This is a genomic window from Xanthomonas euvesicatoria pv. euvesicatoria (assembly GCF_020880415.1).
GTDB classification, from domain to species: domain Bacteria; phylum Pseudomonadota; class Gammaproteobacteria; order Xanthomonadales; family Xanthomonadaceae; genus Xanthomonas; species Xanthomonas euvesicatoria.
Genome location: NZ_JAJIUJ010000053.1, coordinates 90,172 through 113,421, shown reverse-complemented (window position 1 = coordinate 113,421; position 23,250 = coordinate 90,172). Strand labels below are relative to the sequence as shown.

Annotated in this window: 33 protein-coding genes and 1 pseudogene; 31 read left to right on the top strand and 3 right to left on the bottom strand. The window is 62.0% G+C overall.

Annotated elements, in window-relative coordinates; genetic code table 11:
• Positions 1 to 363: EF-Tu C-terminal domain-related protein (locus LN450_RS10095; RefSeq protein WP_039438698.1), on the top strand; the 363-nt coding region annotated here is incomplete at its 5' end.
• Between the two features lie 287 nt (positions 364 to 650).
• On the opposite strand, the gene LN450_RS10090 is transcribed toward LN450_RS10095, so the two are convergent.
• On the bottom strand, positions 651 to 1,325 hold the full coding sequence (locus tag LN450_RS10090; RefSeq protein ID WP_011346540.1) for a hypothetical protein: 675 nt from the start codon (positions 1,323 to 1,325) through the stop codon (positions 651 to 653).
• A 1,007-nt stretch (positions 1,326 to 2,332) separates the two neighbouring features.
• Between LN450_RS10090 and rpsJ the strand changes: the two genes are divergently transcribed.
• From rpsJ to LN450_RS09950, 28 genes are all read left to right on the top strand, one after another.
• A complete protein-coding gene (gene rpsJ, locus LN450_RS10085; protein ID WP_008571672.1) occupies positions 2,333 to 2,668 on the top strand; it encodes a 30S ribosomal protein S10 in 336 nt (111 codons plus the stop codon).
• Positions 2,669 to 2,679: 11 nt separating this feature from the next.
• On the top strand, positions 2,680 to 3,330 hold the full coding sequence (gene rplC / locus LN450_RS10080; protein ID WP_005917121.1) for a 50S ribosomal protein L3: 651 nt from the start codon (positions 2,680 to 2,682) through the stop codon (positions 3,328 to 3,330).
• Positions 3,331 to 3,342: 12 nt separating this feature from the next.
• Positions 3,343 to 3,948 carry a 50S ribosomal protein L4 gene (rplD, locus tag LN450_RS10075; protein ID WP_005917124.1) on the top strand — a complete coding sequence of 202 codons (606 nt, stop codon included), beginning with the start codon at positions 3,343 to 3,345 and terminating at the stop codon, positions 3,946 to 3,948.
• Positions 3,945 to 4,244: a 50S ribosomal protein L23 gene (gene rplW / locus LN450_RS10070; protein WP_003486717.1), complete on the top strand. Its 300-nt coding sequence runs from the start codon at positions 3,945 to 3,947 to the stop codon at positions 4,242 to 4,244. The genes rplD and rplW overlap by 4 nt, the downstream gene beginning before the upstream one ends.
• A 10-nt stretch (positions 4,245 to 4,254) precedes the next feature.
• Positions 4,255 to 5,082, top strand: coding sequence for a 50S ribosomal protein L2 (gene rplB / locus LN450_RS10065; protein WP_003486715.1), 828 nt, complete (start codon positions 4,255 to 4,257; stop codon positions 5,080 to 5,082).
• Between the two features lie 6 nt (positions 5,083 to 5,088).
• Positions 5,089 to 5,358: a 30S ribosomal protein S19 gene (gene rpsS, locus LN450_RS10060; RefSeq protein ID WP_005917128.1), complete on the top strand. Its 270-nt coding sequence runs from the start codon at positions 5,089 to 5,091 to the stop codon at positions 5,356 to 5,358.
• Between the two features lie 12 nt (positions 5,359 to 5,370).
• Complete coding sequence (gene rplV, locus LN450_RS10055) at positions 5,371 to 5,706, top strand: 50S ribosomal protein L22 (protein ID WP_003486710.1); 336 nt, start codon at positions 5,371 to 5,373, stop codon at positions 5,704 to 5,706.
• 17 nt (positions 5,707 to 5,723) lie between these two features.
• Positions 5,724 to 6,458 (top strand): 30S ribosomal protein S3, encoded by a 735-nt coding sequence (rpsC, locus tag LN450_RS10050; RefSeq protein WP_008571670.1) that lies wholly within the window; start codon positions 5,724 to 5,726, stop codon positions 6,456 to 6,458.
• A gap of 5 nt (positions 6,459 to 6,463) precedes the next feature.
• Complete coding sequence (rplP, locus tag LN450_RS10045; protein WP_003486706.1) at positions 6,464 to 6,877, top strand: 50S ribosomal protein L16; 414 nt, start codon at positions 6,464 to 6,466, stop codon at positions 6,875 to 6,877.
• Positions 6,877 to 7,062, top strand: coding sequence for a 50S ribosomal protein L29 (rpmC, locus tag LN450_RS10040; RefSeq protein WP_003486703.1), 186 nt, complete (start codon positions 6,877 to 6,879; stop codon positions 7,060 to 7,062). The genes rplP and rpmC overlap by 1 nt, the downstream gene beginning before the upstream one ends.
• Before the next feature lie 11 nt (positions 7,063 to 7,073).
• Entirely contained in the window at positions 7,074 to 7,343 is a 270-nt protein-coding gene (rpsQ, locus tag LN450_RS10035; RefSeq protein WP_003486701.1) for a 30S ribosomal protein S17, read from the top strand.
• Between the two features lie 14 nt (positions 7,344 to 7,357).
• Positions 7,358 to 7,726, top strand: a complete 369-nt coding sequence (gene rplN / locus LN450_RS10030; protein WP_003486699.1) for a 50S ribosomal protein L14 — start codon at positions 7,358 to 7,360, stop codon at positions 7,724 to 7,726.
• Positions 7,727 to 7,741: 15 nt separating this feature from the next.
• Positions 7,742 to 8,059 (top strand): 50S ribosomal protein L24, encoded by a 318-nt coding sequence (gene rplX / locus LN450_RS10025; protein ID WP_008571669.1) that lies wholly within the window; start codon positions 7,742 to 7,744, stop codon positions 8,057 to 8,059.
• Between the two features lie 11 nt (positions 8,060 to 8,070).
• Positions 8,071 to 8,613 (top strand): 50S ribosomal protein L5, encoded by a 543-nt coding sequence (rplE, locus tag LN450_RS10020; protein WP_008571668.1) that lies wholly within the window; start codon positions 8,071 to 8,073, stop codon positions 8,611 to 8,613.
• 18 nt (positions 8,614 to 8,631) lie between these two features.
• Positions 8,632 to 8,937 (top strand): 30S ribosomal protein S14, encoded by a 306-nt coding sequence (rpsN, locus tag LN450_RS10015; RefSeq protein ID WP_008571667.1) that lies wholly within the window; start codon positions 8,632 to 8,634, stop codon positions 8,935 to 8,937.
• 205 nt (positions 8,938 to 9,142) lie between these two features.
• Positions 9,143 to 9,541 (top strand): 30S ribosomal protein S8, encoded by a 399-nt coding sequence (rpsH, locus tag LN450_RS10010; RefSeq protein WP_003486688.1) that lies wholly within the window; start codon positions 9,143 to 9,145, stop codon positions 9,539 to 9,541.
• Positions 9,542 to 9,556: 15 nt separating this feature from the next.
• On the top strand, positions 9,557 to 10,084 hold the full coding sequence (rplF, locus tag LN450_RS10005) for a 50S ribosomal protein L6 (protein WP_011346541.1): 528 nt from the start codon (positions 9,557 to 9,559) through the stop codon (positions 10,082 to 10,084).
• A gap of 91 nt (positions 10,085 to 10,175) precedes the next feature.
• Positions 10,176 to 10,535, top strand: a complete 360-nt coding sequence (gene rplR / locus LN450_RS10000; protein WP_003486684.1) for a 50S ribosomal protein L18 — start codon at positions 10,176 to 10,178, stop codon at positions 10,533 to 10,535.
• 159 nt (positions 10,536 to 10,694) lie between these two features.
• Complete coding sequence (gene rpsE / locus LN450_RS09995; RefSeq protein WP_003486682.1) at positions 10,695 to 11,237, top strand: 30S ribosomal protein S5; 543 nt, start codon at positions 10,695 to 10,697, stop codon at positions 11,235 to 11,237.
• Positions 11,230 to 11,421, top strand: a complete 192-nt coding sequence (gene rpmD / locus LN450_RS09990) for a 50S ribosomal protein L30 (RefSeq protein WP_003486678.1) — start codon at positions 11,230 to 11,232, stop codon at positions 11,419 to 11,421. The genes rpsE and rpmD overlap by 8 nt, the downstream gene beginning before the upstream one ends.
• 4 nt (positions 11,422 to 11,425) lie before the next feature.
• Entirely contained in the window at positions 11,426 to 11,869 is a 444-nt protein-coding gene (gene rplO / locus LN450_RS09985; RefSeq protein WP_011346542.1) for a 50S ribosomal protein L15, read from the top strand.
• 7 nt (positions 11,870 to 11,876) lie between these two features.
• The gene (gene secY, locus LN450_RS09980) at positions 11,877 to 13,241 is read left to right on the top strand and encodes a preprotein translocase subunit SecY (RefSeq protein WP_008571664.1); all 1,365 of its coding nucleotides are present in this window, start codon (positions 11,877 to 11,879) and stop codon (positions 13,239 to 13,241) included.
• Between the two features lie 332 nt (positions 13,242 to 13,573).
• Complete coding sequence (gene rpsM, locus LN450_RS09975; RefSeq protein WP_003486672.1) at positions 13,574 to 13,930, top strand: 30S ribosomal protein S13; 357 nt, start codon at positions 13,574 to 13,576, stop codon at positions 13,928 to 13,930.
• Between the two features lie 10 nt (positions 13,931 to 13,940).
• Positions 13,941 to 14,333 carry a 30S ribosomal protein S11 gene (gene rpsK / locus LN450_RS09970; RefSeq protein ID WP_003486671.1) on the top strand — a complete coding sequence of 131 codons (393 nt, stop codon included), beginning with the start codon at positions 13,941 to 13,943 and terminating at the stop codon, positions 14,331 to 14,333.
• 15 nt (positions 14,334 to 14,348) lie between these two features.
• A complete protein-coding gene (rpsD, locus tag LN450_RS09965) occupies positions 14,349 to 14,975 on the top strand; it encodes a 30S ribosomal protein S4 (protein WP_002811641.1) in 627 nt (208 codons plus the stop codon).
• 53 nt (positions 14,976 to 15,028) lie between these two features.
• The gene (locus tag LN450_RS09960) at positions 15,029 to 16,027 is read left to right on the top strand and encodes a DNA-directed RNA polymerase subunit alpha (protein ID WP_002811635.1); all 999 of its coding nucleotides are present in this window, start codon (positions 15,029 to 15,031) and stop codon (positions 16,025 to 16,027) included.
• A gap of 180 nt (positions 16,028 to 16,207) precedes the next feature.
• On the top strand, positions 16,208 to 16,591 hold the full coding sequence (rplQ, locus tag LN450_RS09955; RefSeq protein ID WP_011346543.1) for a 50S ribosomal protein L17: 384 nt from the start codon (positions 16,208 to 16,210) through the stop codon (positions 16,589 to 16,591).
• Positions 16,592 to 17,031: 440 nt separating this feature from the next.
• Positions 17,032 to 17,550 carry a disulfide bond formation protein B gene (locus LN450_RS09950; RefSeq protein ID WP_011346545.1) on the top strand — a complete coding sequence of 173 codons (519 nt, stop codon included), beginning with the start codon at positions 17,032 to 17,034 and terminating at the stop codon, positions 17,548 to 17,550.
• A gap of 148 nt (positions 17,551 to 17,698) precedes the next feature.
• On the opposite strand, the pseudogene LN450_RS09945 reads toward LN450_RS09950, so the two are convergent.
• Both LN450_RS09945 and LN450_RS09940 read right to left on the bottom strand, forming a co-directional pair.
• A pseudogene (locus tag LN450_RS09945) lies at positions 17,699 to 17,996 on the bottom strand (hypothetical protein); the annotation flags it as partial.
• A 59-nt stretch (positions 17,997 to 18,055) separates the two neighbouring features.
• The gene (locus tag LN450_RS09940) at positions 18,056 to 20,179 is read right to left on the bottom strand and encodes a TonB-dependent receptor (protein WP_011346546.1); all 2,124 of its coding nucleotides are present in this window, start codon (positions 20,177 to 20,179) and stop codon (positions 18,056 to 18,058) included.
• A 246-nt stretch (positions 20,180 to 20,425) separates the two neighbouring features.
• Here LN450_RS09940 and LN450_RS09935 point away from each other — a divergent pair, with 246 nt between their 5' ends.
• Positions 20,426 to 21,823: a class II 3-deoxy-7-phosphoheptulonate synthase gene (locus LN450_RS09935; RefSeq protein ID WP_008571660.1), complete on the top strand. Its 1,398-nt coding sequence runs from the start codon at positions 20,426 to 20,428 to the stop codon at positions 21,821 to 21,823.
• An 85-nt stretch (positions 21,824 to 21,908) separates the two neighbouring features.
• On the top strand, positions 21,909 to 23,036 hold the full coding sequence (locus tag LN450_RS09930) for a mechanosensitive ion channel family protein (RefSeq protein WP_008571659.1): 1,128 nt from the start codon (positions 21,909 to 21,911) through the stop codon (positions 23,034 to 23,036).
• The last annotated feature ends 214 nt before the right edge of the window (positions 23,037 to 23,250 follow it).

Genomic DNA, 23,250 nt, shown 5'->3' with positions numbered 1-23,250 from the left:
GCCGGTCTGCTGCTGCGCGGCACCAAGCGTGACGACGTCGAGCGCGGCCAGGTGCTGTGCAAGCCGGGTTCGATCAAGCCGCACACCGAGTTCGAAGCCGAAGTCTACGTGCTGTCCAAGGACGAGGGTGGCCGTCATACCCCGTTCTTCAAGGGCTACCGTCCGCAGTTCTACTTCCGCACCACCGACATCACTGGCGCCTGCCAGCTGCCGGAAGGTGTGGAGATGGTGATGCCGGGCGACAACGTGAAGATGGTCGTGACCCTGATCAACCCGGTCGCAATGGACGAAGGTCTACGCTTCGCCATCCGTGAAGGCGGTCGTACCGTCGGTGCCGGCGTGGTTGCCAAGATCATCAAGTAAGCAACACCTGCAGCACGGCAGCTTCGGCTGCCGTGTCGCTGGAAAAGAAAAGGTCGGCGAGAGCCGGCCTTTTTCTTTGTACACGTGTTGGCGGGGACCCTGCCTGGCGCGAGAATGCGCTTGCCGATGCAAAGAGAGAGATGAAGAAAACAGGCGCCTGCCCCACTCATAACGCTGCGTCGGGTGGGCAGATGGTGCGTGAGCAAGTCGCATCGGAGGCATGATTGCGGATTGGCGAACCGGCTGTCATGACGTAAGGCGGCATGGCGCGCAGATGCCGGCAACAGTCAGCGAATGCCGTTGATCAAGCCCCTTGTCGGGTTCTTGAGCAGATTCAGGCCGGGCAAGTCGAAATTGTCCAGCTCCTGTTTGGTGGTTGCGATGTTCAGCCCGACGATGGCCAAAGTGTCCGGGTCCACGTCAATGGCCAGTGGCATGGCGGAGAACTGGACGTAATCGCGGCTGGCATTCCATTGCGGGCTGCCGCCGATGGTTTGGAGGATGCGGTTGATCTGGGTGCCGACCGGATGGCCGAGTAGATGGAAGGGCGGGGGCGCCCTCTGATCGGCGAAGGCGATCAGGTTGCTGACACGGTCATTGCGCAATCCCACCGCCAGCTCGCCTTGCACGAGGGTGCCAGCTCGACGCGGATGCTGCGCCAGCTGTGCTTTGATGTCGCGCGGGTATAGATACAGCAGGCTGAGTCTGTTCGGATCCACCGCATCGGTGTGGGTAACGTCAGGCTGCCCTAGCGCGGCCAGTACCTGTTGCTTGCGCATTCCAAGTGCGAGCGGACCGATGTGCGCGCATGCCACCGGCAACGTGGTCGCGCTGGCGGAGGTAGTAAACGTCTGGTGCAACGCACGCGAGCAGGCCTTGCCATCGTTGCCGGCAGCGCGGGAAGGCGGGGCGACGAGTCCGAAGAGTAGTAGGCCGCAAAACAAGAGAGGGTGCCGGGGCATAGGGGGTGTCCGGTGGGGAAATCCTGCAAGGACGAGGCCGGGTGGGAAAGAAAGGTTGGTTACTTGTATTGGTTGATACGTCTACCTTATGCCGCCTTTGCAGCTGTCGGTAATCCGGTCCGCGACGGAGGTCGACCCGATAAGCGCCGGTGGGGCCGTCGATGTCGCTGAGACCGGAAGCGTCCACCGCGATACGGTCTAGCATCAGCGCCGTCAAATGGCGCGCCGCTTGCGCGGATACGGACGTCTTTGGTGAGTTCGATATGGATGGCGTTCCCAGTGTAGTGGGCGGATTCTTGCCGGTGGTCGACACCCTGCCACCGGGCGGATCGGGGGCGTGCTGCTTAGGTGTTATCTGCAGGGCCATCTTCGGAAGCAGCATTGCTGCAGTCGTGGCAGGCTTTGCCTGCAACAGCACACCGGTGATGCAAACGCGTTGGCAAAGTAGAGCCTTGCAACGATCACTGCAGTATCCCGGCAACGCCGCTGGGGTCCGATATTGCCTGGAACCAAGGCCCTATACTCCGGCGATTGTCCATGTCCGGCGTGTTTGATTCTCGGCCCTGAGTTTGGTCAGTCCGGACTAGCGCCCCGACAAAGGCGGTGTCCGGGGCGGGTTTATGCGTCACAGCTGCTACCCGGCTAGCTCCGGATCAGAGTAGCGCGCTTGCAGGAGCGGAGGTGAGCCGCTAGAATACGCGGCTCGGTGTCCCTGGGTAGGGCGCTGAGTTACAGCGAAAAGAACGGCAGGATGCCGCTCGTGTTCGCCAGACCGGGAAGGTCGCGTTGCATGGAGCACTCAACAACTCTCACGTTGTTGACCGTGCTCTTGTTGCGCATTATACTTTTCCGTCTGGGCAGGCCGGGTTACCGGGCTGCCTCAGTTTTTGGGCGGAGGAAATGCCCTCGCCAGCAGGATGCGCGGCGATTTCATCAACGTCAGGAATATCGGGGCAGGTATCCCAGAGGCCTTGCCCGTCGCTCTTTTAACGAAGGAACTCACCGTCATGGCGGAGCAAAAGACCGGTCAGAAGGCGGATCAGAAGATCCGTATCCGGCTGAAGGCGTTCGATCATCGCTTGATTGACCGTTCGGCCAGCGAGATCGTCGAAACGGCTAAGCGGACTGGCGCGCAAGTGCGTGGCCCGATCCCGTTGCCGACCAAGATCGAACGTTACACTATCCTCGTATCCCCGCATGCTGACAAAGATGCGCGTGACCAATACGAAACCCGCACGCACAAGCGTGTGCTCGATATCATCGACCCGAACGACAAGACCGTGGACGCGCTGATGAAGCTCGAGCTCGCGGCTGGCGTCGACGTCCAGATCAAGTTGACCTGAGGACTACGACCATGACGAAGAAATATTCGTTGGGCTTCGTGGGCCGCAAGGCTGGTATGAGCCGCGTCTTCACTGAAGACGGCCGCTCGGTACCGGTCACGCTGATCGAAGCAACTCCGAACCGCATCGCGCAGATCAAGACCGTCGAAGTTGACGGCTACAGCGCCGTGCAGGTCACCGTTGGCGCCCGTCGTGCCGCGCTGGTCAACAAGCCGGCTGCAGGCCACTTCGCCAAGGCGAAGGTGGAAGCGGGTCGCGGCCTGTGGGAATTCCGTGTTGAAGATGCCCAGCTCGGCGATTTCGCCGTCGGTGGCGAAATCAAGGCGGACATCTTCGAGGTCGGCCAGAAGGTCGACGTCCAGGGCGTCACCAAGGGTAAGGGTTTCCAGGGCACCATCAAGCGCTACAACTTCCGTATGGGCGATGCAACCCACGGTAACTCGCTGTCGCATCGCGCGCCGGGTTCGCTGGGTCAGCGCCAGACCCCGGGTCGCGTTTTCCCGGGCAAGAAGATGTCGGGCCACATGGGCGCAGTGCAGCAAAGCACGCAGAACCTGGAAGTGGTCAAGGTCGACGTCGAGCGTGGTCTGATTGCTATCCGCGGCGCCGTGCCTGGCGCAGCTGGTGGCGATGTGATCGTCCGTCCGGCGAGCAAGGCATAAGGAGAGATGACGATGGAACTCGTTATCACGGGTAGCAACAACAAGGTCTCGGTCTCCGATGCCGTGTTCGGTCGCGAATTCAGCGAAGATCTGGTTCACCAGGTCGTTGTCGCTTATCGCAATGCCGGTCGCGCCGGTACCAAGGCACAGAAGACGCGTTCGGAAGTTGCGGGCACGACCAAGAAGTCGAAAAAGCAGAAGGGCGGCGGTGCGCGTCATGGCGCGCTGACGGCTCCGATCTTCGTCGGCGGTGGCGTGACCTTCGCGGCCAAGCCGCGCAGCTTCGAGCAGAAGGTCAACCGCAAGATGTACCGTGCGGCCATCTGCGCGATCTTCTCCGAGCTGAACCGTCAGGGTCGTCTGATGATCGTCGACGCGTTCGACCTCGAAGCGACCAAGACCAAGGGCTTGATCGAAAAGCTCAAGGGGCTGGAAGTGGGCAAGCGCCCGCTGATCGTTACCGAAGAGGCTTCCGAGCACCTGTATCTGTCCGCTCGCAATCTGCCGTATGTGCAGGTGCGTGACGTGCAGGGTCTGGATCCGGTCGCTCTGGTCGGGGCCGATACGGTCGTGATCACCGCCGATGCGGTCAAGAAGGTCGAGGAGTGGCTGGCATGAGCAGCAACGAAAAAATCTTCAGCGTGCTGCGTGCTCCGCGAGTCTCCGAAAAGACCGCGCGCCTGCAGGAAATCTCCAACCAGTATGTCTTCGAAGTTTCGAACGAAGCCACCAAGGCCGATGTAAAGGCCGCGGTTGAGCAGCTGTTCGACGTCAAGGTCAAGGCAGTCAACGTGGTCAACGTCAAGGGCAAGAGCAAGTCCTTCCGTAACCGTGCTGGCAACCGTGGCAATTGGCGGAAGGCGTACGTCCGCCTGGTTGATGGTCAGTCCATCGACGTAACGGCCAAGGCCTGAGGTCCATCCCATGCCATTGATGAAGTTCAAACCCACCTCTCCCGGCCGTCGTTCCGCCGTGCGCGTGGTTACTCCCGATCTGCACAAGGGCGCACCGCACGCGGCGCTGCTCGACTCGCAGAGCAAGTCCGGTGGTCGTAACCACCACGGCCGCATCACCGTGCGTCACGTCGGTGGTGGCCACAAGCAGCACTACCGCATCATCGACTTCAAGCGCAACAAGGAAGGCATTCCGGCGCGTGTGGAGCGGATCGAATACGATCCGAACCGTACCGCTCATATCGCCCTGCTGTGCTACGTCGACGGCGAGCGCCGCTACATCATCGCCCCCAAGGGCCTGAAGGCCGGCGACCAGGTCATTGCCGGTGCCAACGCACCGATCAAGACCGGCAATACGCTGCCGCTGCGCAACATCCCGGTCGGTACGACGGTTCACGGTATCGAGCTGAAGCCGGGTAAGGGCGCTCAGATCGCACGTGCCGCCGGTGCAGCCGTCCAGCTGGTCGCTCGCGAAGGCATCTATGCCACGCTGCGTCTGCGCTCGGGCGAAATGCGCAAGGTGCCGGTCGAGTGCCGCGCCACTATCGGCGAAGTCGGCAACGACGAGCACAACCTTGAGAAGCTGGGCAAGGCCGGCGCCAAGCGTTGGCGCGGTGTTCGTCCGACCGTTCGCGGTGCGGCCATGAACCCGGTCGATCACCCGCACGGTGGTGGTGAAGCGAAGGCTGGTCAGGGTAATCCGCATCCGGTCACCCCGTGGGGTGTTCCGACCAAGGGTTACAAGACGCGCAAGAACAAGCGCACCCAGCAGTTCATCGTCCGCGATCGTAGGGGCTAATCGACCATGGCACGTTCACTTAAGAAGGGCCCGTTCGTCGATCACCACCTTGCAAAGAAGGTGGAGTCCGCTGCGGGTAGCAAGAAGCCGATCAAGACCTGGTCGCGCCGTTCGATGATCCTGCCTGAAATGGTAGGCATCACCATCGCCGTGCATAACGGCAAGAACCACATTCCGGTGCTCGTCAACGAGAATATGGTCGGCCACAAGCTCGGCGAATTTGCCGTCACCCGGACCTTCAAGGGTCACGGTGGCGACAAGAAGTCGGGCAGGTAAGGAGAGATGACGATGGAAGCGAAAGCAATCCTGCGCACCGCGCGCATCTCCCCGCAGAAGGCCCGCCTGGTCGCTGACCAGGTGCGTGGTTTGTCCGCCGAACGTGCGGTCAATCTGCTGAAGTTCTCGGACAAGAAGGCTGCACACCTGATCAAAAAGGTGGTGGAGTCGGCGATCGCCAATGCCGAGAACAATCAGGGCGCGGATGTCGACGAGCTGAAGGTCAAGACCATCATGGTTGATGAAGGTCCCTCCCTGAAGCGTTTCATGGCGCGGGCGAAAGGCCGCGGTACCCGCATCCTCAAGCGCACCAGCCACATCACTGTGGTTGTGGGCGCCGCCAAGTAAGCGGAAAGGAAAAGACCATGGGTCATAAAGTTCATCCGACTGGAATCCGCCTGGGCATCGCCAAGGACTGGAATTCCAAGTGGTACGCAAACAAGGCCGAGTTCGCCTCCTATCTGGCAGCCGACCTGAAAGTGCGTGAAATGCTGCGCAAGAAGCTCGCGCAGGCAGGTGTCAGCAAGATCTTGATCGAGCGCCCTGCCAAAACCGCCCGCGTGACCATTCACACCGCCCGTCCGGGTGTGGTGATCGGCAAGCGTGGCGAGGACATCGAAAAGCTGCGCAAGGAAGTGAGCCAGCTGATGGGCGTTCCGGCGCACATCAACGTCACCGAAGTGCGCAAGCCGGAGCTGGATGCGCAGCTGGTCGCCGAGTCGATCGCGCAGCAGCTTGAGCGTCGCATCATGTTCCGCCGTGCAATGAAGCGCTCGGTCGGTAACGCGATGCGCCTGGGTGCCTTGGGCATCAAGGTCAATGTGGCTGGCCGCCTCAACGGTGCAGAAATTGCCCGTTCGGAGTGGTACCGCGAAGGCCGCGTGCCGCTGCACACGCTACGTGCCGACATTGATTACGGTTTTGCCGAGGCGTCCACGACGTACGGCATCATCGGCATCAAGGTCTGGATCTATAAGGGCGAAGTCTTCGACTTCTCTCAGGTTGGCCAGGAAAAGCAGGACGACAGCCCGCGCAACGATCGTAACGATCGCGGCGACCGTGGTGACCGCCCGTCGCGCCCGGCTCGTGAAGCGAGGTAACGGCAATGTTGCAACCCAAGCGAACCAAATATCGCAAGATGCACAAGGGCCGTAACGACGGCCTGGCATGGAGCGGAAACGCCGTCAGCTTCGGCGAGTACGGCCTCAAGGCCACGGCGCACGGTCAGCTGACCGCACGCCAGATCGAAGCAGCACGCCGCACGATCAGCCGCCACGTCAAGAAGGGCGGCAAGATGTGGATCCGTGTGTTCCCCGACAAGCCGATCACCAAGAAGCCGATCGAAGTCCGCATGGGCTCCGGTAAGGGCAACGTGGAGTACTGGGTCGCGCAGATTCAGCCGGGCCGCATGATCTATGAAATCGAGGGAATCCCCGAAGAGACCGCACGTGAGGCGTTTCGCCTTGCCGCTGCCAAGCTCTCGGTGACCACCACTTTCGTGACCCGGACGGTGCGCTGATGGATATCAAACAACTCCGCGAGAAGTCGGCTGACGAATTGAAGGCCCACCTGACCGATCTGCGTAAGGAGCAGTTCTCGCTCCGTATGCAGCAGGTCACCGGCCAGCTGCCGAAGACCCACGAAACCCGCCGGGTGCGCCGCGAGATTGCTCGCGTCAAGCACCTGCTCGGCAGCACCAAGTAAGGACGGCCGCGATGAGCGACAATAACGAAAAGCAAACGCTGCGCACGGTCGAAGGCCGTGTCGTCAGCAACAAGATGGACAAGACGGTCACCGTGTTGGTGGAGCGCCAGGTCAAGCATGCGCTGTACGGCAAGTACATCAAGCGCTCGACCAAGCTGCACGCACACGACGCCGACAATGCCTGCAACGAAGGCGACGTCGTGCGTGTGACCGAGATTGCTCCGATGTCCAAGACCAAGAACTGGCGGGTGGTGGAAATCGTCACCCGTTCGGCCGAATAAGGGAGATCTGAATCATGATCCAGATGCAGAGCTACCTCGATGTCGCCGACAATTCGGGTGCCAAGGAAGTGATGTGCATCAAGGTGCTGGGCGGCTCCAAGCGCCGTTACGCACACATTGGCGACATCATCAAGGTGACCGTCAAGGACGCCATTCCGCGTGGCAAGGTCAAGAAGGGCGAAGTCTACGACGCCGTCGTGGTGCGTACCCGCAAGGGTGTGCGCCGTCCCGACGGTTCGCTGATCCGCTTCGATGGCAACGCCGCTGTGCTGTTGAACAATAAGCAGGAGCCGATCGGGACCCGCATCTTCGGGCCGGTGACGCGCGAGCTGCGTTCCGAGAAGTTCATGAAGATCGTCTCGCTCGCTCCCGAAGTGCTGTGAGCGGAGGACATATACATGGCTAACCGTATCAAGAAGGGCGACCAGGTCGTCATTAACACCGGCAAGGACAAGGGTAAGCAGGGTGAAGTGGTGCGTGTGGAGGGCGATCGCGTGATCGTCTCCAACGCCAACGTCATCAAGCGCCACACCAAGCCGAACCCGCAGGCAGGCGTTGCCGGCGGCGTGGTCGAGCGTGAAGCGTCGATCCATATCTCCAACGTCAATATCGTCAACCCGGCAACGGGCAAGGGCGAGCGCGTTGGCTTCAAGGTGCTGGAGGATGGACGCAAACTGCGTGTGTTCCGCTCCAGCGGTGAGGCGCTCGACGCCTGAGGAATGAGATCATGAACACTCGTCTCGAAAAGTTTTACAAGGAAAACGTGGTGCCGGCCCTGATGAAGGAATTCGGCTACACCAATCCGATGGAAGTGCCGAAGCTGGTCAAGGTCACGCTCAACATGGGCGTGGGCGAAGCCGCTACCAACAAGAAGATCCTGGAAAATGCGGTCGCCGACATGGCCAAGATCTCCGGTCAAAAGCCGGTGGTCACCAAGTCGCGCGTTTCGGTCGCATCCTTCAAGATCCGTGACGGTTGGCCGATCGGCTGCAAGACCACCTTGCGTCGCGCCAAGATGTACGAGTTCCTGGATCGCCTGATCAACATCTCGTTGCCGCGCGTGCGCGACTTCCGTGGTGTGTCCGGTCGCTCCTTCGACGGTCGTGGCAACTTCAACATGGGTGTGAAGGAACAGATCATCTTCCCGGAAATCGACTTCGACGCCGTCGACGCGATTCGCGGTATGGATATCGCCATCACCACCACCGCCAAGACGGATGCGGAAGCGAAGGCGCTGCTGGCAGCGTTCAAGTTCCCGTTCCGTAACTGACCGTCGAGGACATCCGAAATGGCAAAGACCTCCATGATCCACCGCGACATCAAGCGTGCAAAGCTGGCGAAGAAATTCGCCGGCAAGCGTGATGCGCTGAAGAAGATCCTCTCCAGTCAGGATGCGTCCTACGAAGAGAAGATCGAAGCGTCGACCAAGTTGCAGAAGCTGCCGCGCGATTCGTCGCCGAGCCGCTATCGCAACCGTTGCGAGCTGTCCGGTCGTCCGCGCGGTGTCTACCGCAAGTTCGGTCTGGGTCGCAACATGCTGCGCAAGGCCACGATGAACGGCGACGTTCCGGGCCTGCGTAAGGCGAGCTGGTAACAGCATTCCGGCCGTTCGCGGCCGGATTTGAACAGGATGGTTCTGTTCAACAAGAGAGTCCGACGCAAGTCGGGCTCTTTTGTCGTATACTTCCGCTTCTGTCTTGCCCGTTCGGGCTTGGCATGGCGTCAAGGGTCCTGGCCCGTCCCCAGGAAAACACAAGATTTTCGCGAAAGCGGATATCGGTGCACTCAAAGGTACTCACATGAGCATGACTGATCCCATCGCCGACCTGCTGGTTCGCATCAAGAATGCGGCCGCGGTTGGTAAGCAGACGGTGAAATTGCCGTCGTCCAAGATTAAGGTTGCGATCGCCCAGGTCCTGAAGGACGAGGGTTACATCACCGACCTGCGCGTGACCCAGACCGAAAACAACAAGGCGGAACTGGAAATCGTGCTGAAGTATTTCGAAGGCCGCCCGGTCATCGAGACCCTGAAGCGTTTTTCGCGCTCGGGTCTGCGACAGTACCGCGGCAAGACCGAGCTGCCCAAGGTCCTCGGTGGCCTGGGTATCGCCATCATCTCCACGTCGAAGGGCATCATGACCGATGCGCAGGCTCGCGAAGCCGGCGTTGGTGGTGAAGTTCTGTGCTTCGTGGCCTAAGGGAAGGAATCGAACATGTCCCGTGTAGCCAAGAAGCCTGTCTCCCTCCCGAAGGGTGTTGAACTCAAGGTCCAGCCTGAGCTGGTCAGCGTCAAGGGCCCGAAGGGCACGTTGACCCTGCCCAAGCCGGCTGGTGTCGAAATCGCCATCGATGGCGACGTTGCCACGCTGTCGGCTAACGATCCGTCGCAGATCGCCCTCACCGGCACCGTGCGCGCCATCCTGGCCAACATGGTCAAGGGCGTCTCCGAGGGCTTCGAGCGCAAGCTCGAGCTGGTCGGCGTCGGTTACCGTGCTGCCATGCAGGGCAAGGACCTGAGCCTGGCGCTCGGTTTCTCGCACCCGCTGGTGTTCGTGGCGCCGGAAGGCATCACGCTGTCGACTCCTACCCAGACCGAAATTGTGGTCCAGGGCGCCGACAAGCAGCGCGTCGGCGAAGTTGCCGCCAAGATTCGCGGCTTCCGTCCGCCGGAGCCCTACAAGGGCAAGGGTGTGAAGTACGCCGATGAAGTCATCATTCGCAAGGAAGCCAAGAAGGCGTAAGGCAGGTCCCTCTGCGAGGAGCCCGGCCATCAATGGCCGGACTTTTCAATGTACAAGCCTGTTTTCCTTCAGCTTTCGTAGGATAAATATCATGAGCATCAACAAGAACATCGCCCGTCTGCGTCGCGCCAAGTCCACCCGTGCGCACATCCGTGAGCTCGGCGTTGCCCGTCTGTCGGTGCTGCGCACCGGTCAACATCTGTATGCGCAGGTCTTCACTGCCGACGGCTCCAAGGTGATCGCTGCTGCGAATACCCTGCAGGCCGACGTCAAGGATGGCTTGAAGAACGGCAAGAACAGCGATGCGGCCGCTAAGGTCGGCAAGCTGATCGCCGAGCGCGCCAAGGCTGCAGGCATCGAGAAGGTCGCATTCGACCGCTCGGGCTACCGCTACCACGGCCGCATCAAGGCGCTTGCCGACGCTGCGCGCGAAGGCGGCCTGCAGTTCTAAAGCACTGCTGCGGAGGTGGTCATCGACCACCTTCGCGATACCGCCGGCAGGGAGATGCCGGACCGTCCCGTTCTTTTGCAACGGTGCCGGGAACACCGCTTCACTTCACAACCATAAGCGGCTTCGAGCCGTACATACTCAATCAATCAAGGAATCAAGATGGCAGAAGAACGTGCACCGCGGGGTCGTGATCGCGACCGTAACCGCGAAGAGAAAGTCGACGATGGCATGATCGAAAAGCTGGTCGCGGTCAATCGCGTCAGCAAGACGGTCAAGGGCGGTCGCCAGTTCACCTTCACCGCGCTGACCGTGGTCGGCGATGGTCTGGGTAAGGTCGGTTTCGGTTACGGCAAGGCGCGCGAAGTGCCGGTTGCCATCCAGAAGTCGATGGAACAGGCGCGCAAGAATCTGGCCACTGTCGATCTGAACAACGGCACCTTGTGGCATGCCGTCAAGTCCGGCCATGGCGCAGCACGCGTCTACATGCAGCCGGCTTCGGAAGGTACGGGCGTCATCGCAGGCGGCGCCATGCGCGCTGTGCTGGAAGCGGTTGGCGTCAAGAACGTGCTGGCCAAGGCTGTCGGTTCGCGTAATCCGATCAACCTGGTCCGTGCGACCCTGAAGGGTCTGTCGGAAGTGCAGTCGCCGGCACGCGTTGCGGCCAAGCGCGGCAAGAAGGTGGAGGAGCTCAACCATGGCTAAGGACACCAACAAGACCGTGAAGGTGCGCCTGGTGCGTGGCCTGCGTGGAACCCAGTCGCGTCACCGCCTGTCGGTGCGTGCGTTGGGCCTGAATAAGCTGAACGATGTGCGTGAACTGAAGGACAGCCCGCAGGTGCGTGGCCTGATCAATACGGTTCATTACCTCGTCAAGGTTGAGGAGTAATCCCATGACTCTGCGTCTTAATGACCTCAAGCCGGCCGACGGCGCCCGTACCGAGCGCACCCGCGTCGGTCGTGGTATCGGTTCGGGCCTCGGCAAGACCGCTGGTCGCGGTCACAAGGGTTCGTTCGCTCGTAAGGGTGGCGGCAAGATCAAGGCCGGCTTCGAAGGCGGCCAGACCCCGATGCAGCGCCGTCTGCCGAAGATCGGTTTCCGCTCCAAGATGGCGCGCGATACCGCAGAAGTGTTGTCCTACCAGCTGGACAAGCTGGATGCCGGCGATGTCGACTTCGCAGCGCTGCGTGCGGCCAATCTGGTCCCGAGCCGCGCCAAGAAGGCGAAGGTCGTGCTGAAGGGCGAGCTGAGCAAGAAGTTCGTGCTGAAGGGCGTTGCGGCAACCGCAGGCGCCAAGGCGGCAATCGAAGCTGCCGGCGGCAGCGTAGAGGAGTAATCGGCAGATGGCGCAGGCTGGCATTGGTAACCTCGGTGGCGGGCTCGGCAAGTTCACGGAACTTCGCCAGCGGCTACTGTTCGTCCTCGGGGCATTGATCGTCTATCGCATCGGCTGCTATGTGCCGGTGCCGGGCGTGAATCCCGATGCCATGCTTTCGTTGATGCAGGCGCAGGGCGGCGGCATCGTGGACATGTTCAACATGTTCTCGGGCGGCGCCCTGCACCGTTTCAGTATTTTTGCGTTGAACGTGATGCCGTACATCTCGGCGTCGATCGTGATCCAGTTGGCCACGCATATCTTTCCCGCCCTCAAGGCGATGCAGAAGGAAGGCGAGTCGGGTCGACGCAAGATCACCCAATATTCGCGCATCGGTGCGGTGTTGCTGGCTGTGGTGCAGGGCGGCAGTATCGCGCTGGCACTGCAGAACCAGACCGCGCCCGGTGGCGCTCCGGTGGTGTATGCGCCGGGCATGGGCTTCGTGCTCACCGCGGTGATCGCATTAACCGCTGGCACCATCTTCCTGATGTGGGTAGGCGAGCAGGTCACCGAGCGCGGCATCGGTAACGGCGTATCGCTGATCATCTTTGCCGGCATCGTGGCTGGCCTGCCGTCGGCGGCCATCCAGACGGTCGAAGCCTTCCGCGAAGGCAATCTGAGCTTCATTTCGCTGCTGTTGATCGTCATCACGATCCTGGCGTTCACGCTGTTCGTCGTATTTGTCGAACGTGGGCAGCGCCGGATCACGGTCAACTACGCGCGCCGCCAGGGCGGTCGCAATGCGTACATGAACCAGACCTCGTTCCTGCCGCTCAAGCTCAACATGGCCGGCGTGATTCCGCCGATCTTTGCGTCCAGCATCCTCGCTTTCCCGGCGACGCTGTCGATGTGGTCGGGCCAGGCGGCGTCGGGTGGGGTGGGGTCTTGGCTGCAGAAGATCGCCAACGCGCTTGGGCCCGGTGAGCCGGTGCACATGCTGGTCTTCGCTGCGCTGATCATCGGTTTTGCGTTCTTCTACACTGCGCTGGTGTTCAACTCGCAGGAAACCGCCGACAACCTCAAGAAGTCGGGCGCGCTGATTCCGGGCATCCGTCCTGGCAAGGCCACCGCCGACTACGTCGATGGCGTGCTGACGCGCCTGACCGCGGCCGGTTCGCTGTACCTGGTGATCGTGTGCCTGTTGCCGGAAATCATGCGCACGCAGCTCGGCACCTCGTTCCACTTCGGCGGCACCTCGCTGTTGATCGCAGTGGTCGTAGTGATGGACTTCATTGCGCAGATTCAGGCGCATCTGATGTCGCACCAGTATGAGAGCTTGCTGAAGAAGGCCAACCTCAAGGGCGGCTCGCGCGGCGGTCTTGCGCGCGGTTAAGTGGTACACTAGATCTTCATTGCGTGAAGACGGCCTGGTTCCCGGGCCACGATCTTCCGATCAGAAGGGCGGCTCGCGCGACGTCTCGCGCGCGGGTGTGACGGGGTGGTCCTGTGCGGGAGTAGCACAGGCGATTCGGAGTAGTTTTCTGGATCAACACCGTCCGGCGCCGGAGCGAGGGCACACTCCCCACGCCGGGTCCATGGAACCTCTGGTTCCACGGGCTTCAAAGCAATCCGAGGCCTTGCTATAATTCCGAGTTCACTTTTGATCCATCCTGCCGGATGGCGCCTGGGCGCTGTCGGGCCATCACTCAGTTGGAGAATCGCGTCATGGCGCGTATTGCAGGCGTCAACCTGCCAGCCCAGAAGCACGTCTGGGTCGGGTTGCAAAGCATCTACGGCATCGGCCGTACCCGTTCGAAGAAGCTCTGCGAATCCGCAGGCGTTACCTCGACCACGAAGATTCGTGATCTGTCCGAACCCGAAATCGAGCGCCTGCGCGCCGAAGTCGGCAAGTATGTCGTCGAAGGCGACCTGCGCCGCGAAATCGGTATCGCGATCAAGCGACTGATGGACCTGGGCTGCTATCGCGGTCTGCGTCATCGCCGTGGTCTCCCGCTGCGTGGTCAGCGCACCCGTACCAACGCCCGCACCCGTAAGGGTCCGCGCAAGGCGATCAGGAAGTAAGGGATAGATCATGGCCAAGCCAGCAGAAAAGAAAACGAAGAAGAAGATCAAGCGCGTCATCACTGACGGCGTCGCTCACGTCCACGCTTCGTTCAACAACACCATCGTCACCATCACCGATCGCCAGGGCAACGCGCTGTCGTGGGCTACGTCCGGCGGCGCCGGTTTCCGTGGTTCGCGCAAGTCGACCCCGTTCGCTGCCCAGGTTGCCGCCGAGAAGGCTGGCCGCGCTGCGCTCGATTACGGCGTGAAGTCGCTGGAAGTGCGTATCAAGGGTCCGGGTCCGGGCCGTGAGTCGGCCGTGCGTTCGTTGAACAACGTGGGCTACAAGATCACCAACATCATCGACGTGACGCCAATCCCGCACAACGGGTGCCGTCCGCCGAAGAAGCGTCGCGTCTAAAGGGAGCGATAAGAAATGGCTCGTTATATCGGTCCTACCTGTAAGCTCGCGCGTCGCGAAGGCGCCGACCTTTCCCTCAAGAGCCCGGCGCGTGCGCTGGACTCCAAGTGCAAGCTTGAGCAGAAGCCCGGCCAGCACGGTGCGGCTCGCAAGGGCAAGCTCTCCGACTACGCCACCCAGCTGCGCGAAAAGCAGAAGGTCAAGCGTATCTACGGTCTGCTGGAACGTCAGTTCCGCAACTACTACAAGAAGGCCTCGACCAAGAAGGGCAACACCGGCGAGAACCTGCTGCAGTTGCTGGAAACCCGTCTGGACAACGTCTGCTACCGCATGGGCTTTGCCGTCACCCGTCCGGCCGCGCGCCAGCTGGTGTCGCACCGTGGCGTGCTGGTCAACGGCAAGTCGGTGAATCTGGCCTCGTACCAGATCAAGGCTGGCGATGCGATCACGCTGTCGGAAAAGGCACAGAAGCAGCTTCGCGTGCAGGAAGCCCTGACCGTGGCTGAGCAGCACGACATGACGCCGTCGTGGGTTGAAGTCGATTCGAAGAAGTTCAGCGGCGTGTTCAAGGCCGTTCCGGATCGCGCTGACCTGCCTTCGGATATCAACGAAGCGCTGATCGTCGAGTTGTATTCGAAGTAATTCACATTGGAGAACCTCCGGTACTGCCGGAGGTTCGCAGGAGACCCCGCAACATGACGGTTACCGCCAACCAGGTTCTGCGCCCCCGTGGTCCGCAGATCGAACGTCTTACCGACAACCGCGCCAAGGTCGTGATCGAACCCTTGGAGCGCGGTTACGGGCACACGCTGGGCAATGCCCTGCGTCGTGTGTTGTTGTCGTCGATCCCCGGTTTTGCGATCACCGAGGTCGAGATCGACGGCGTGCTGCATGAGTACACCACGGTGGAAGGTTTGCAGGAAGACGTGCTTGACGTCCTGCTGAACCTGAAAGACGTGGCGATTCGTATGCACAGTGGCGACAGCGCCACGCTGTCGTTGTCCAAGCAGGGTCCGGGTACGGTCACTGCGGCAGACATCAGGACCGATCACAACGTTGAGATCATCAACGGCGACCACGTGATCTGCCACCTGACCAAAGACACCGCATTGAACATGCGCCTGAAGATCGAGCGTGGCTTTGGCTACCAGCCGGCTGCTGCGCGTCGTCGCCCGGATGAAGAGACCCGCACCATCGGTCGTCTGATGCTGGATGCGTCGTTCTCGCCGGTGCGTCGCGTTGCCTACGCCGTGGAAGCTGCGCGCGTCGAACAGCGTACCGACCTCGACAAGCTGGTCATCGATATCGAAACCAACGGCACGATCGATGCCGAGGAAGCCGTGCGCACCGCCGCCGACATCCTCAGCGATCAGCTGTCGGTGTTCGGCGATTTCACCCACCGCGATCGCGGTGCGGCCAAGCCGGCTGCCAGCGGCGTGGATCCGGTGCTGCTGCGCCCGATCGACGACCTTGAGCTGACCGTGCGTTCGGCCAACTGCCTCAAGGCCGAGAGCATCTACTACATCGGCGATCTGATCCAGAAGACCGAAGTCGAGCTGCTCAAGACCCCGAATCTGGGCAAGAAGTCGCTGACAGAAATCAAGGAAGTGCTGGCACAGCGCGGCCTTGCGCTGGGCATGAAGCTGGAGAACTGGCCGCCGGCCGGTGTCGCCCAGCACGGCATGCTTGGTTAATGCATCAAGGCATGGGCGTCTTCGGGCGCCCATGTTTGTTTTCTACATCGACGGGTTAAAGCCTGCGATGACATCCGGTTCAAGGACGGCCGGCTCGGACCAACCGCAGTCCATTCAACAGCGCCAGGATGGCGACAACGTTTCTCAAGCAGTCTCAACATTCCCTAGGAAACCATACTCATGCGTCACCAGAAATCCGGCCGTAAGTTCAACCGCACCAGCGCGCATCGCGAAGCCATGTTCCGCAATATGGCCGCCTCGCTGTTCAAGCACGAGCTGATCAAGACCACCTTGCCGAAGGCCAAGGAACTGCGTCGCGTCGCCGAGCCGCTGATCACCATCGGCAAGGTCGATGGCGTTGCCAACCGCCGTCTGGCGTTCGCCCGCCTGCGCGACAAGGAAGCCGTGGGCAAGCTGTTCGTCGAACTGGGCCCGCGTTACGCGACCCGTCCCGGCGGCTACCTGCGCATCCTGAAGGCCGGCTTCCGTGCCGGCGACAATGCGCCGATGGCGTATGTCGAGCTGGTCGGCCGTCCGGTCGTCGCCGAAGAAGTGGCCGAGTAATCGGATCGCTGCTGCACAGATTCTCGAAGAAGCCCGGCTGACGCCGGGCTTTTTTGTTGGCTGCTCGAAACTGCGTGTCTGCCGACGGCTGTCGACTGCACGGGCACGCGTGCGTGCGCGTGGATGTGTGCGTTACGCAGCAAGCAGGGCGACGTCGCCAAAGCCTATGTGCCAGTGCAGCTGCTGCCGCTTGCTCGGCCAATTGCAATCTCCTTCCGCTTGGTCGACGACGGCTTGCGGGCTTTGGATTGCCGCTCGCGGGTGGGCGTGCGGTGGGCCCTGGTCTTTCGGACATCGCATGCGTGTCACCCCGTGTCGCGGCGGCGCCGCAGCGCACAAGCAGCAGACGCCGCGCGATTAGACCGCTCGCTCAGTCATGCGTGGTCACGGCCGTGGCGATGGCTGATAATCGACGACTTGACCCAAGGCAAGCAGTGACGATGAATCCATTTCGCTGGAGTTTCCGGGCGCAGTTTCTGCTGGGCTTTCTTGCATGCGCAGGATTGCTGGCTTACGCGATCTATGTGCAGTTGCATCTGGGTCTGGAGCCTTGCCCGCTGTGCATCTTCCAACGGATCGCCTTCGCGGCGCTGGCCATGTTTTTTCTGCTCGGCGCGCTGCATGGGCCGCGTGCCGCCGCCGGGCGCAAGGTCTATGGGGTCTTGAGTTTCATCGCCGCGGGCGTGGGCATGGGCATCGCTGCGCGGCATGTGTGGGTGCAGATCCGGCCCAAGGACATGATGTCTTCGTGCGGGCCGCCGTTGAGCTTTCTGAGCGAGACCATGGGGCCCTTCGAGGTGTTCCGCACCGTGCTGACCGGCACCGGCGATTGCGGCAATATCGATTGGCGCTTCCTCGGGTTGAGCATGCCCATGTGGAGCATGGTGTGGTTCGTGGGGTTGGCGTTGTGGGCGCTGTACGCGGGCTTCAAGGCGCGGCGTAGCTCGGTCCATCACTGACGCATGGCAGGTCTAGCGCCTCGCAAAGCCCTGCGGCAGCCTTGTAGGCGTGCAGTGGGATCGTGACGGGCAACGGCCGCTGTGCGTTGCTTAGGCGAGGCTGCTGCGCGGTTGGCGGTTGAAGGGCCGCCTGATCCGCTGCAGGCCGGGCGGCTTGATTCGTCGCAAGGCGCCCGCCCTGCGCTGCGCTTGCTCGACGCGTCTGCCTCCTGGCCTTGATACTGGACGCCGTTGCTGCCGCTTGCATGCGTCTGCGGCGTGTCGACCGCGAGCGCCAAGAACGACATCGAAGACGTGACTGATTCCTGGCTCTTTCCGCTGGCTAGCGCTGGTGGATCGCGGCATTGCTTCAATCGATAAGCCGATATTTACGTGTCTGCCAAACGATGCGCATCAGCCATGCAGGCGGTCCGCAGCGTGGCCAGCCGTGCTGCAGGCTTGGTCATCGGACTTCGGCAACGAATGGGCCGGTATTGTTCCGGTCCATTCGCTGCCTTGCACCGCGTCAGAAGTCCTGCTGCAGGCTCACATAGACGCCGCGGCGCGGCGCCCACTGCGGCGCGAAGACGCCGATACCGCCGCCATCGCGCAACTGGTAGCTGCGGTTGAGGACATTGACCGCGGCCAGTTGCACATGCAGCGGATGCGTATCGACGTCGAAGTCGTGGCCGACGCTGGCATTCAACTGGAAGTACGACGGAAGCGAGGCGCCGTTGGGCACGGTGTCGGTATCGGTGCGCAAGCCGCTGCCGAACAGATAGTTGAGGCCGACCTTGCTGCCTTCGCTGAAGGCGTAGTTGATGCCGCCGGACGAGGTCAGCTTCTGGTCGTGATCCAGGTGGATCCAGTTGTCGTAGGTGTAGGCCAGCGCATCCGGATCGAAGTTGTACAGGCTGGTCATGACCCGCTTGCCCATGGCTTTGCTGTAGGCGAGGTTGAAATATGCCGTCACTGGCCCGTTGGTGTAGTCGGCGCTGAATTCGGCGCCGCGGATGCGGCCATAGCGGTAATTGAAGGTGGAATAGATATAGGCGGCACCGAACTGGCCTTCGTCCTGCAGCCGGTCGGCCTTGCGGTAATAGGTGTCCAGGCCAAGCGTCAGATGGTCGGTGACCACTTGCGAGATGCCCAGGTCGTAGTAGTCGCTACGTTCGCTCAGTGGCGTGGTCGGACCGTCACCGGCCGACTGCTGGTTGGTGGTGCCGTCGTAGAGCGCGATGTCGCTGGTGGAGATCAGCTCGCTGGCCGGTGGGGTGAAATAACGCGCGTATCCGGCATGCACGGTGGTGCTGTCGGTGGCGCGCCAGATGACGCCCAGGCGCGGGCTGAGCTGACCTTCGGTCGTGCCGAAGGCCTTGTACTTGTCGCCGCGCAACCCGTAATTGACGGTCCAATCTTCGCCGATCTTCCACTCGTCCTGCAGGTAGAGCGCGTAGGTGCTGGCATGGAAACGGCTGCCGTCGGGAATGAACAGCGGCACGTTGCTGCTCTGGCTGCCGTCGTCGTTGGCGGGGAAGACCGACGAATTGTTGCTGGCGATGGCGTGTTCGAAATTGCCGTACACGCCGTAGCGCAGCGTATGCGAGCCGCCCCATGGCGTTGCGAAGTCCGCCTGCACGGTATTGGCGCGGTTGCTGCGGTCCACCCGCGAGGCGATGCCGTTGAAGATCAGGTCGCCGGCGACGTCGGGGGAGAAGGCGACGCTGCTGTAACGCTGGCCGGCGGAGAGCTGATAGTTGGTGTCGCCGAGCGTGCCTTGCAGGGCCAGGGTGCCGAAACGGGTGTTTTCGCGCTGGTTCTCGTCCAGGCGCGAGGAGTCGAAATCGGTGGTGCCCAGGTAATCGAAGGCCGGCGTCTGCCCCGGATTGTTGGGGATCTGGAAGCGGTTGTTCGCGTAGCCGACCAGCAGGCTGAGACGGGTGTTCTCGTTGACCAGGTAGGTCAGATCGGCGAAACCCTTGCCCTGATGGGTTTTGTCGTGGATGGGGTTGAGGCTGTCGACCGGGTTTTCAAGGCCATTCTTGTTCTGGTCGTAATCGCCGCTGACGAACCAGCTCCAACGCCCGCTGCTGCCCCACAGCGAGGCGTTGGGGTTGATGGTGCCGAATGAGCCGGCGGTGATGCCGACGCTGCCGCGATTGCCGAGTTCGGCACCGCTCTTGGTGGTGATGTCGACCACGGCTGCGGTGCGGTCGCCGAACTGCGCGGGCAACGCACCATCGAGCAGCTTGAGGTTCTTGATGATGCGCGGCTCCAGACTCTGGCCGAAACCGGAGATGGATTCGGGAATCATCACCCCGTTGATGCGGTACTGCAGGTTGGCGTGGTCGCCGCGGACGTGAATGCCGCCATAGGAATCCTGTACCACGCCCGGCGCCTGCAGCAGGACCTGATTGAGTGGAGTCGCCGCGCCGAGCGGCAGGCGATCGATATCGTCAGCGGTGATGGCAAATTGGCTGCTGCCGATGTCCGGCGACAGGGCATTGCGCGCCGCCTCGAGCTTGGCGATCACGTTGACCGTGTCCAGATCGGTCGTGCGTTCGGAGTCGGCATCGGCGGCAAACGCCGCACCGATGGGGGCGGCCAGCAGGGCGGCGGTGATGGCAGCAGACAGAAGACGAGGAGTCATGGCAGTTTCGCGAGGCGAGTGAGGGGGAGGGTGTTGTTATTTTGTAACGTTGAGCGCTTTGGCGAGCGCTAGCGTAGGTCGAAAGTCATGGCTCGACGGGCGATGTTGTTTGCTGTTCAGGTCGAAAGGGCCGGCGCGCGACCGCGCGTCGGACGGACGCGGCGGCAATTCGGTGCCATTGGCCTCCAGGCGCTTTGCGTAGCGTTCCGGCTCTGCGAACATCGCAGGCTGCCTAGGAGTCCTTTCATGAATCTTTCCGCTGCCACTTCCGCTACCGATTCGGCCGCCGCAGTGTGGGCGCCGGACAGCTGGCGCGGCAAACCTGCATTGCAGCTGCCGGTGTACCCGGATGAGAACGCGCTGCAGGCGGCCATGCACGAGCTGGGGCGGCTGCCGCCGCTGGTGACCTCGTGGGAAATCTTTGCGCTCAAGCGCCAGCTGGCCGAAGCGCAGGAAGGCAAGCGCTTCCTGCTGCAGGGTGGCGATTGCGCTGAAAATTTCAGCGATTGCGAATCGGGCACCATCTCCAACCGTTTGAAGGTGCTGCTGCAAATGAGCCTGGTGCTGGTGCACGGCCTGCATTTGCCAGTGGTGCGGGTGGGTCGCTTTGCCGGGCAATACGCCAAGCCGCGCTCGGCCGACACCGAAACGCGCGATGGCGTGACCTTGCCGAGCTATCGCGGCGATGTGATCAATGCGCCGGCCTTCACCGAGGCCGCGCGCGTGCCCGATCCGCGCCGCATGATCACCGCACATTCGCGCTCGGCAATGACGATGAACTTCGTGCGCGCGTTGATCGACGGCGGCTTCGCCGACCTGCATCACCCCGAATACTGGAATCTGGACTGGGTGGGCTATTCGCCGCTGGCGGCGGACTACCAGAAGATGGTTGCCTCGATCGGCGACGCCGTGCGCTTCATGGAAACGCTGTCCGGGGCAGAGGTGTACAACCTCAATCGCATCGATTTCTACACCTCGCACGAGGCGTTGTTGCTGCCGTACGAAGAAGGCCTGACCCGTCAGGTGCCGCGTCAGTGGGGCTGGTTCAATCTCAGCACGCACTACCCGTGGATCGGGATGCGGACGGCCGCGCTGGATGGCGCGCACGTGGAATACCTGCGTGGCGTGCGTAACCCGATCGCGATCAAGGTGGGGCCGTCGGTGCAGCCGGACCAGCTGCTGCGCCTGATCGATGTGCTCAATCCCGAGGACGAGCCCGGGCGTTTGAGCTTCATCCATCGCATGGGCGCGGCGCAGATCGCCGACAAGTTGCCGCCGTTGCTGGATGCGGTCAAGCGCGACGGGCGGCGGGTGCTGTGGGTGTGCGATGCGATGCATGGCAATACCGAAAGCACCGGAAATGGCTATAAGACGCGGCGTTTCGACAATATCCGCAACGAAGTGGAGACCTCCTTCGACCTGCACGCGGCCGCCGGCACGCGGCTGGGCGGCGTGCATCTGGAACTTACCGGCGAAGATGTCACCGAATGCACCGGCGGTGCGCGCGAGCTCACCGAGCGCGATCTGGAACGGGCGTATCGCTCCAGCGTGGATCCGCGGCTGAACTACGAACAGTCGCTGGAAATTGCGATGGCGATCGTGCGCAAGCAACAACAGGTGGCTTCGCAGCCGCTGGGCGGATGATCAACGTGTGCGCATGACGTGATGCTCATGCCGCGTGCGGCATGCTCTGGCAGCCATCCCTCTTTCCCCCCACAGGAGGAACGGTTTGACTGCCGATTGGAACGTCATCCGCGAATATGCAATTCCGCTCGGTGCCTCGCTGCTGGCGGGCATCGTCACCTGGTCGTTGATGCTGTGGCTGTTTCGCCGCATGCAGGGTCGCGACTACCGCCGTGCGCGCATCATTCGCGTGATCACGCTACCGGCGGCGTTTATCTTGCCGCTGTTGTTTCTGGGGGTTGCCACCGAAGCGACCCCGTTGGCCGGCAAGGCGCTGGCAGCGGTGCAGCATCTGCTGCACCTGGGAATCGTCGGCTGCGTCACCTGGTTGCTGGTACGCGCGGTGGCCGCCGGCGAGGCGGCGATCTTGCGCAGCAATCCGATCGAGGTGTCGGACAACCTCACCGCGCGGCGCATCCAGACCCAGACGCGGGTGCTGAGCCGCGTGCTGATGGGCACGGTGATCTTGCTCGGCATTTCGGTGGTGCTGCTGACCTTCCCGCAGGTACGCCAGATCGGCAAGACCTTGCTGGCGTCGGCCGGCATCATCGGGCTGGTGGCCGGTATCGCGGCCAAGCCGGTGTTCGGCAACCTGATCGCCGGTTTGCAGATTGCACTGACCCAGCCGATTCGCCTGGATGACGTAGTGATCGTGGAAGGCGAGTGGGGCCGCATCGAAGAGATCGGCAGCTCGTACGTGGTGGTGCGGATCTGGGACGAGCGCCGCATGGTGGTGCCGCTGACCTGGTGGATTGAAAACCCATTTCAGAACTGGACGCGCAGCAGTGCCGATCTGCTCGGCACCGCGTTCCTGTGGCTGGATTACCGCACGCCGATTGCAGCGGTACGTGCGGAACTGGAGCGTATCTGCCACAGCGAACCGCTATGGGACGGCCGCGTGTGCGTGACCCAGATTACCGACACCAGCGACAACACCATCCAGGTGCGACTGCTGGTGAGCGCGCGCAATTCCGGCGATGCCTTTGATCTGCGCTGCCTGGTGCGCGAACGCATGATCGATTTCCTGACCCGCGAGCATGCGTATGCCTTGCCGAGGCTGCGCGCCGAAATCGCAACGCAGGAAAGAACGCCATCACGCCCTGCCGAGCCGATTGCACAGGAGAGCGTGCGCTCGCCGGGCGCCGAAGACGGCGAGCCTGCGGCCAGCATCTAGCGCGCCAAGAAAACGACTGCATCGCTGCCAGGCGCGTGCGGCCGGTGCCCGGAACCGGCATGTATTCCGCGGGCAGGCGGTTCTTGCGCGCCGCCCACGCCCGCCTGGCGACGCTCGTTGCGTTTGTGGGACTGCTTTTATCGGGTGGTATTGCGCAACTGCCGGCATCGAATGTGTTCGGCAGGCAGTTGCACAAGCACCCGCCGGGGCATCC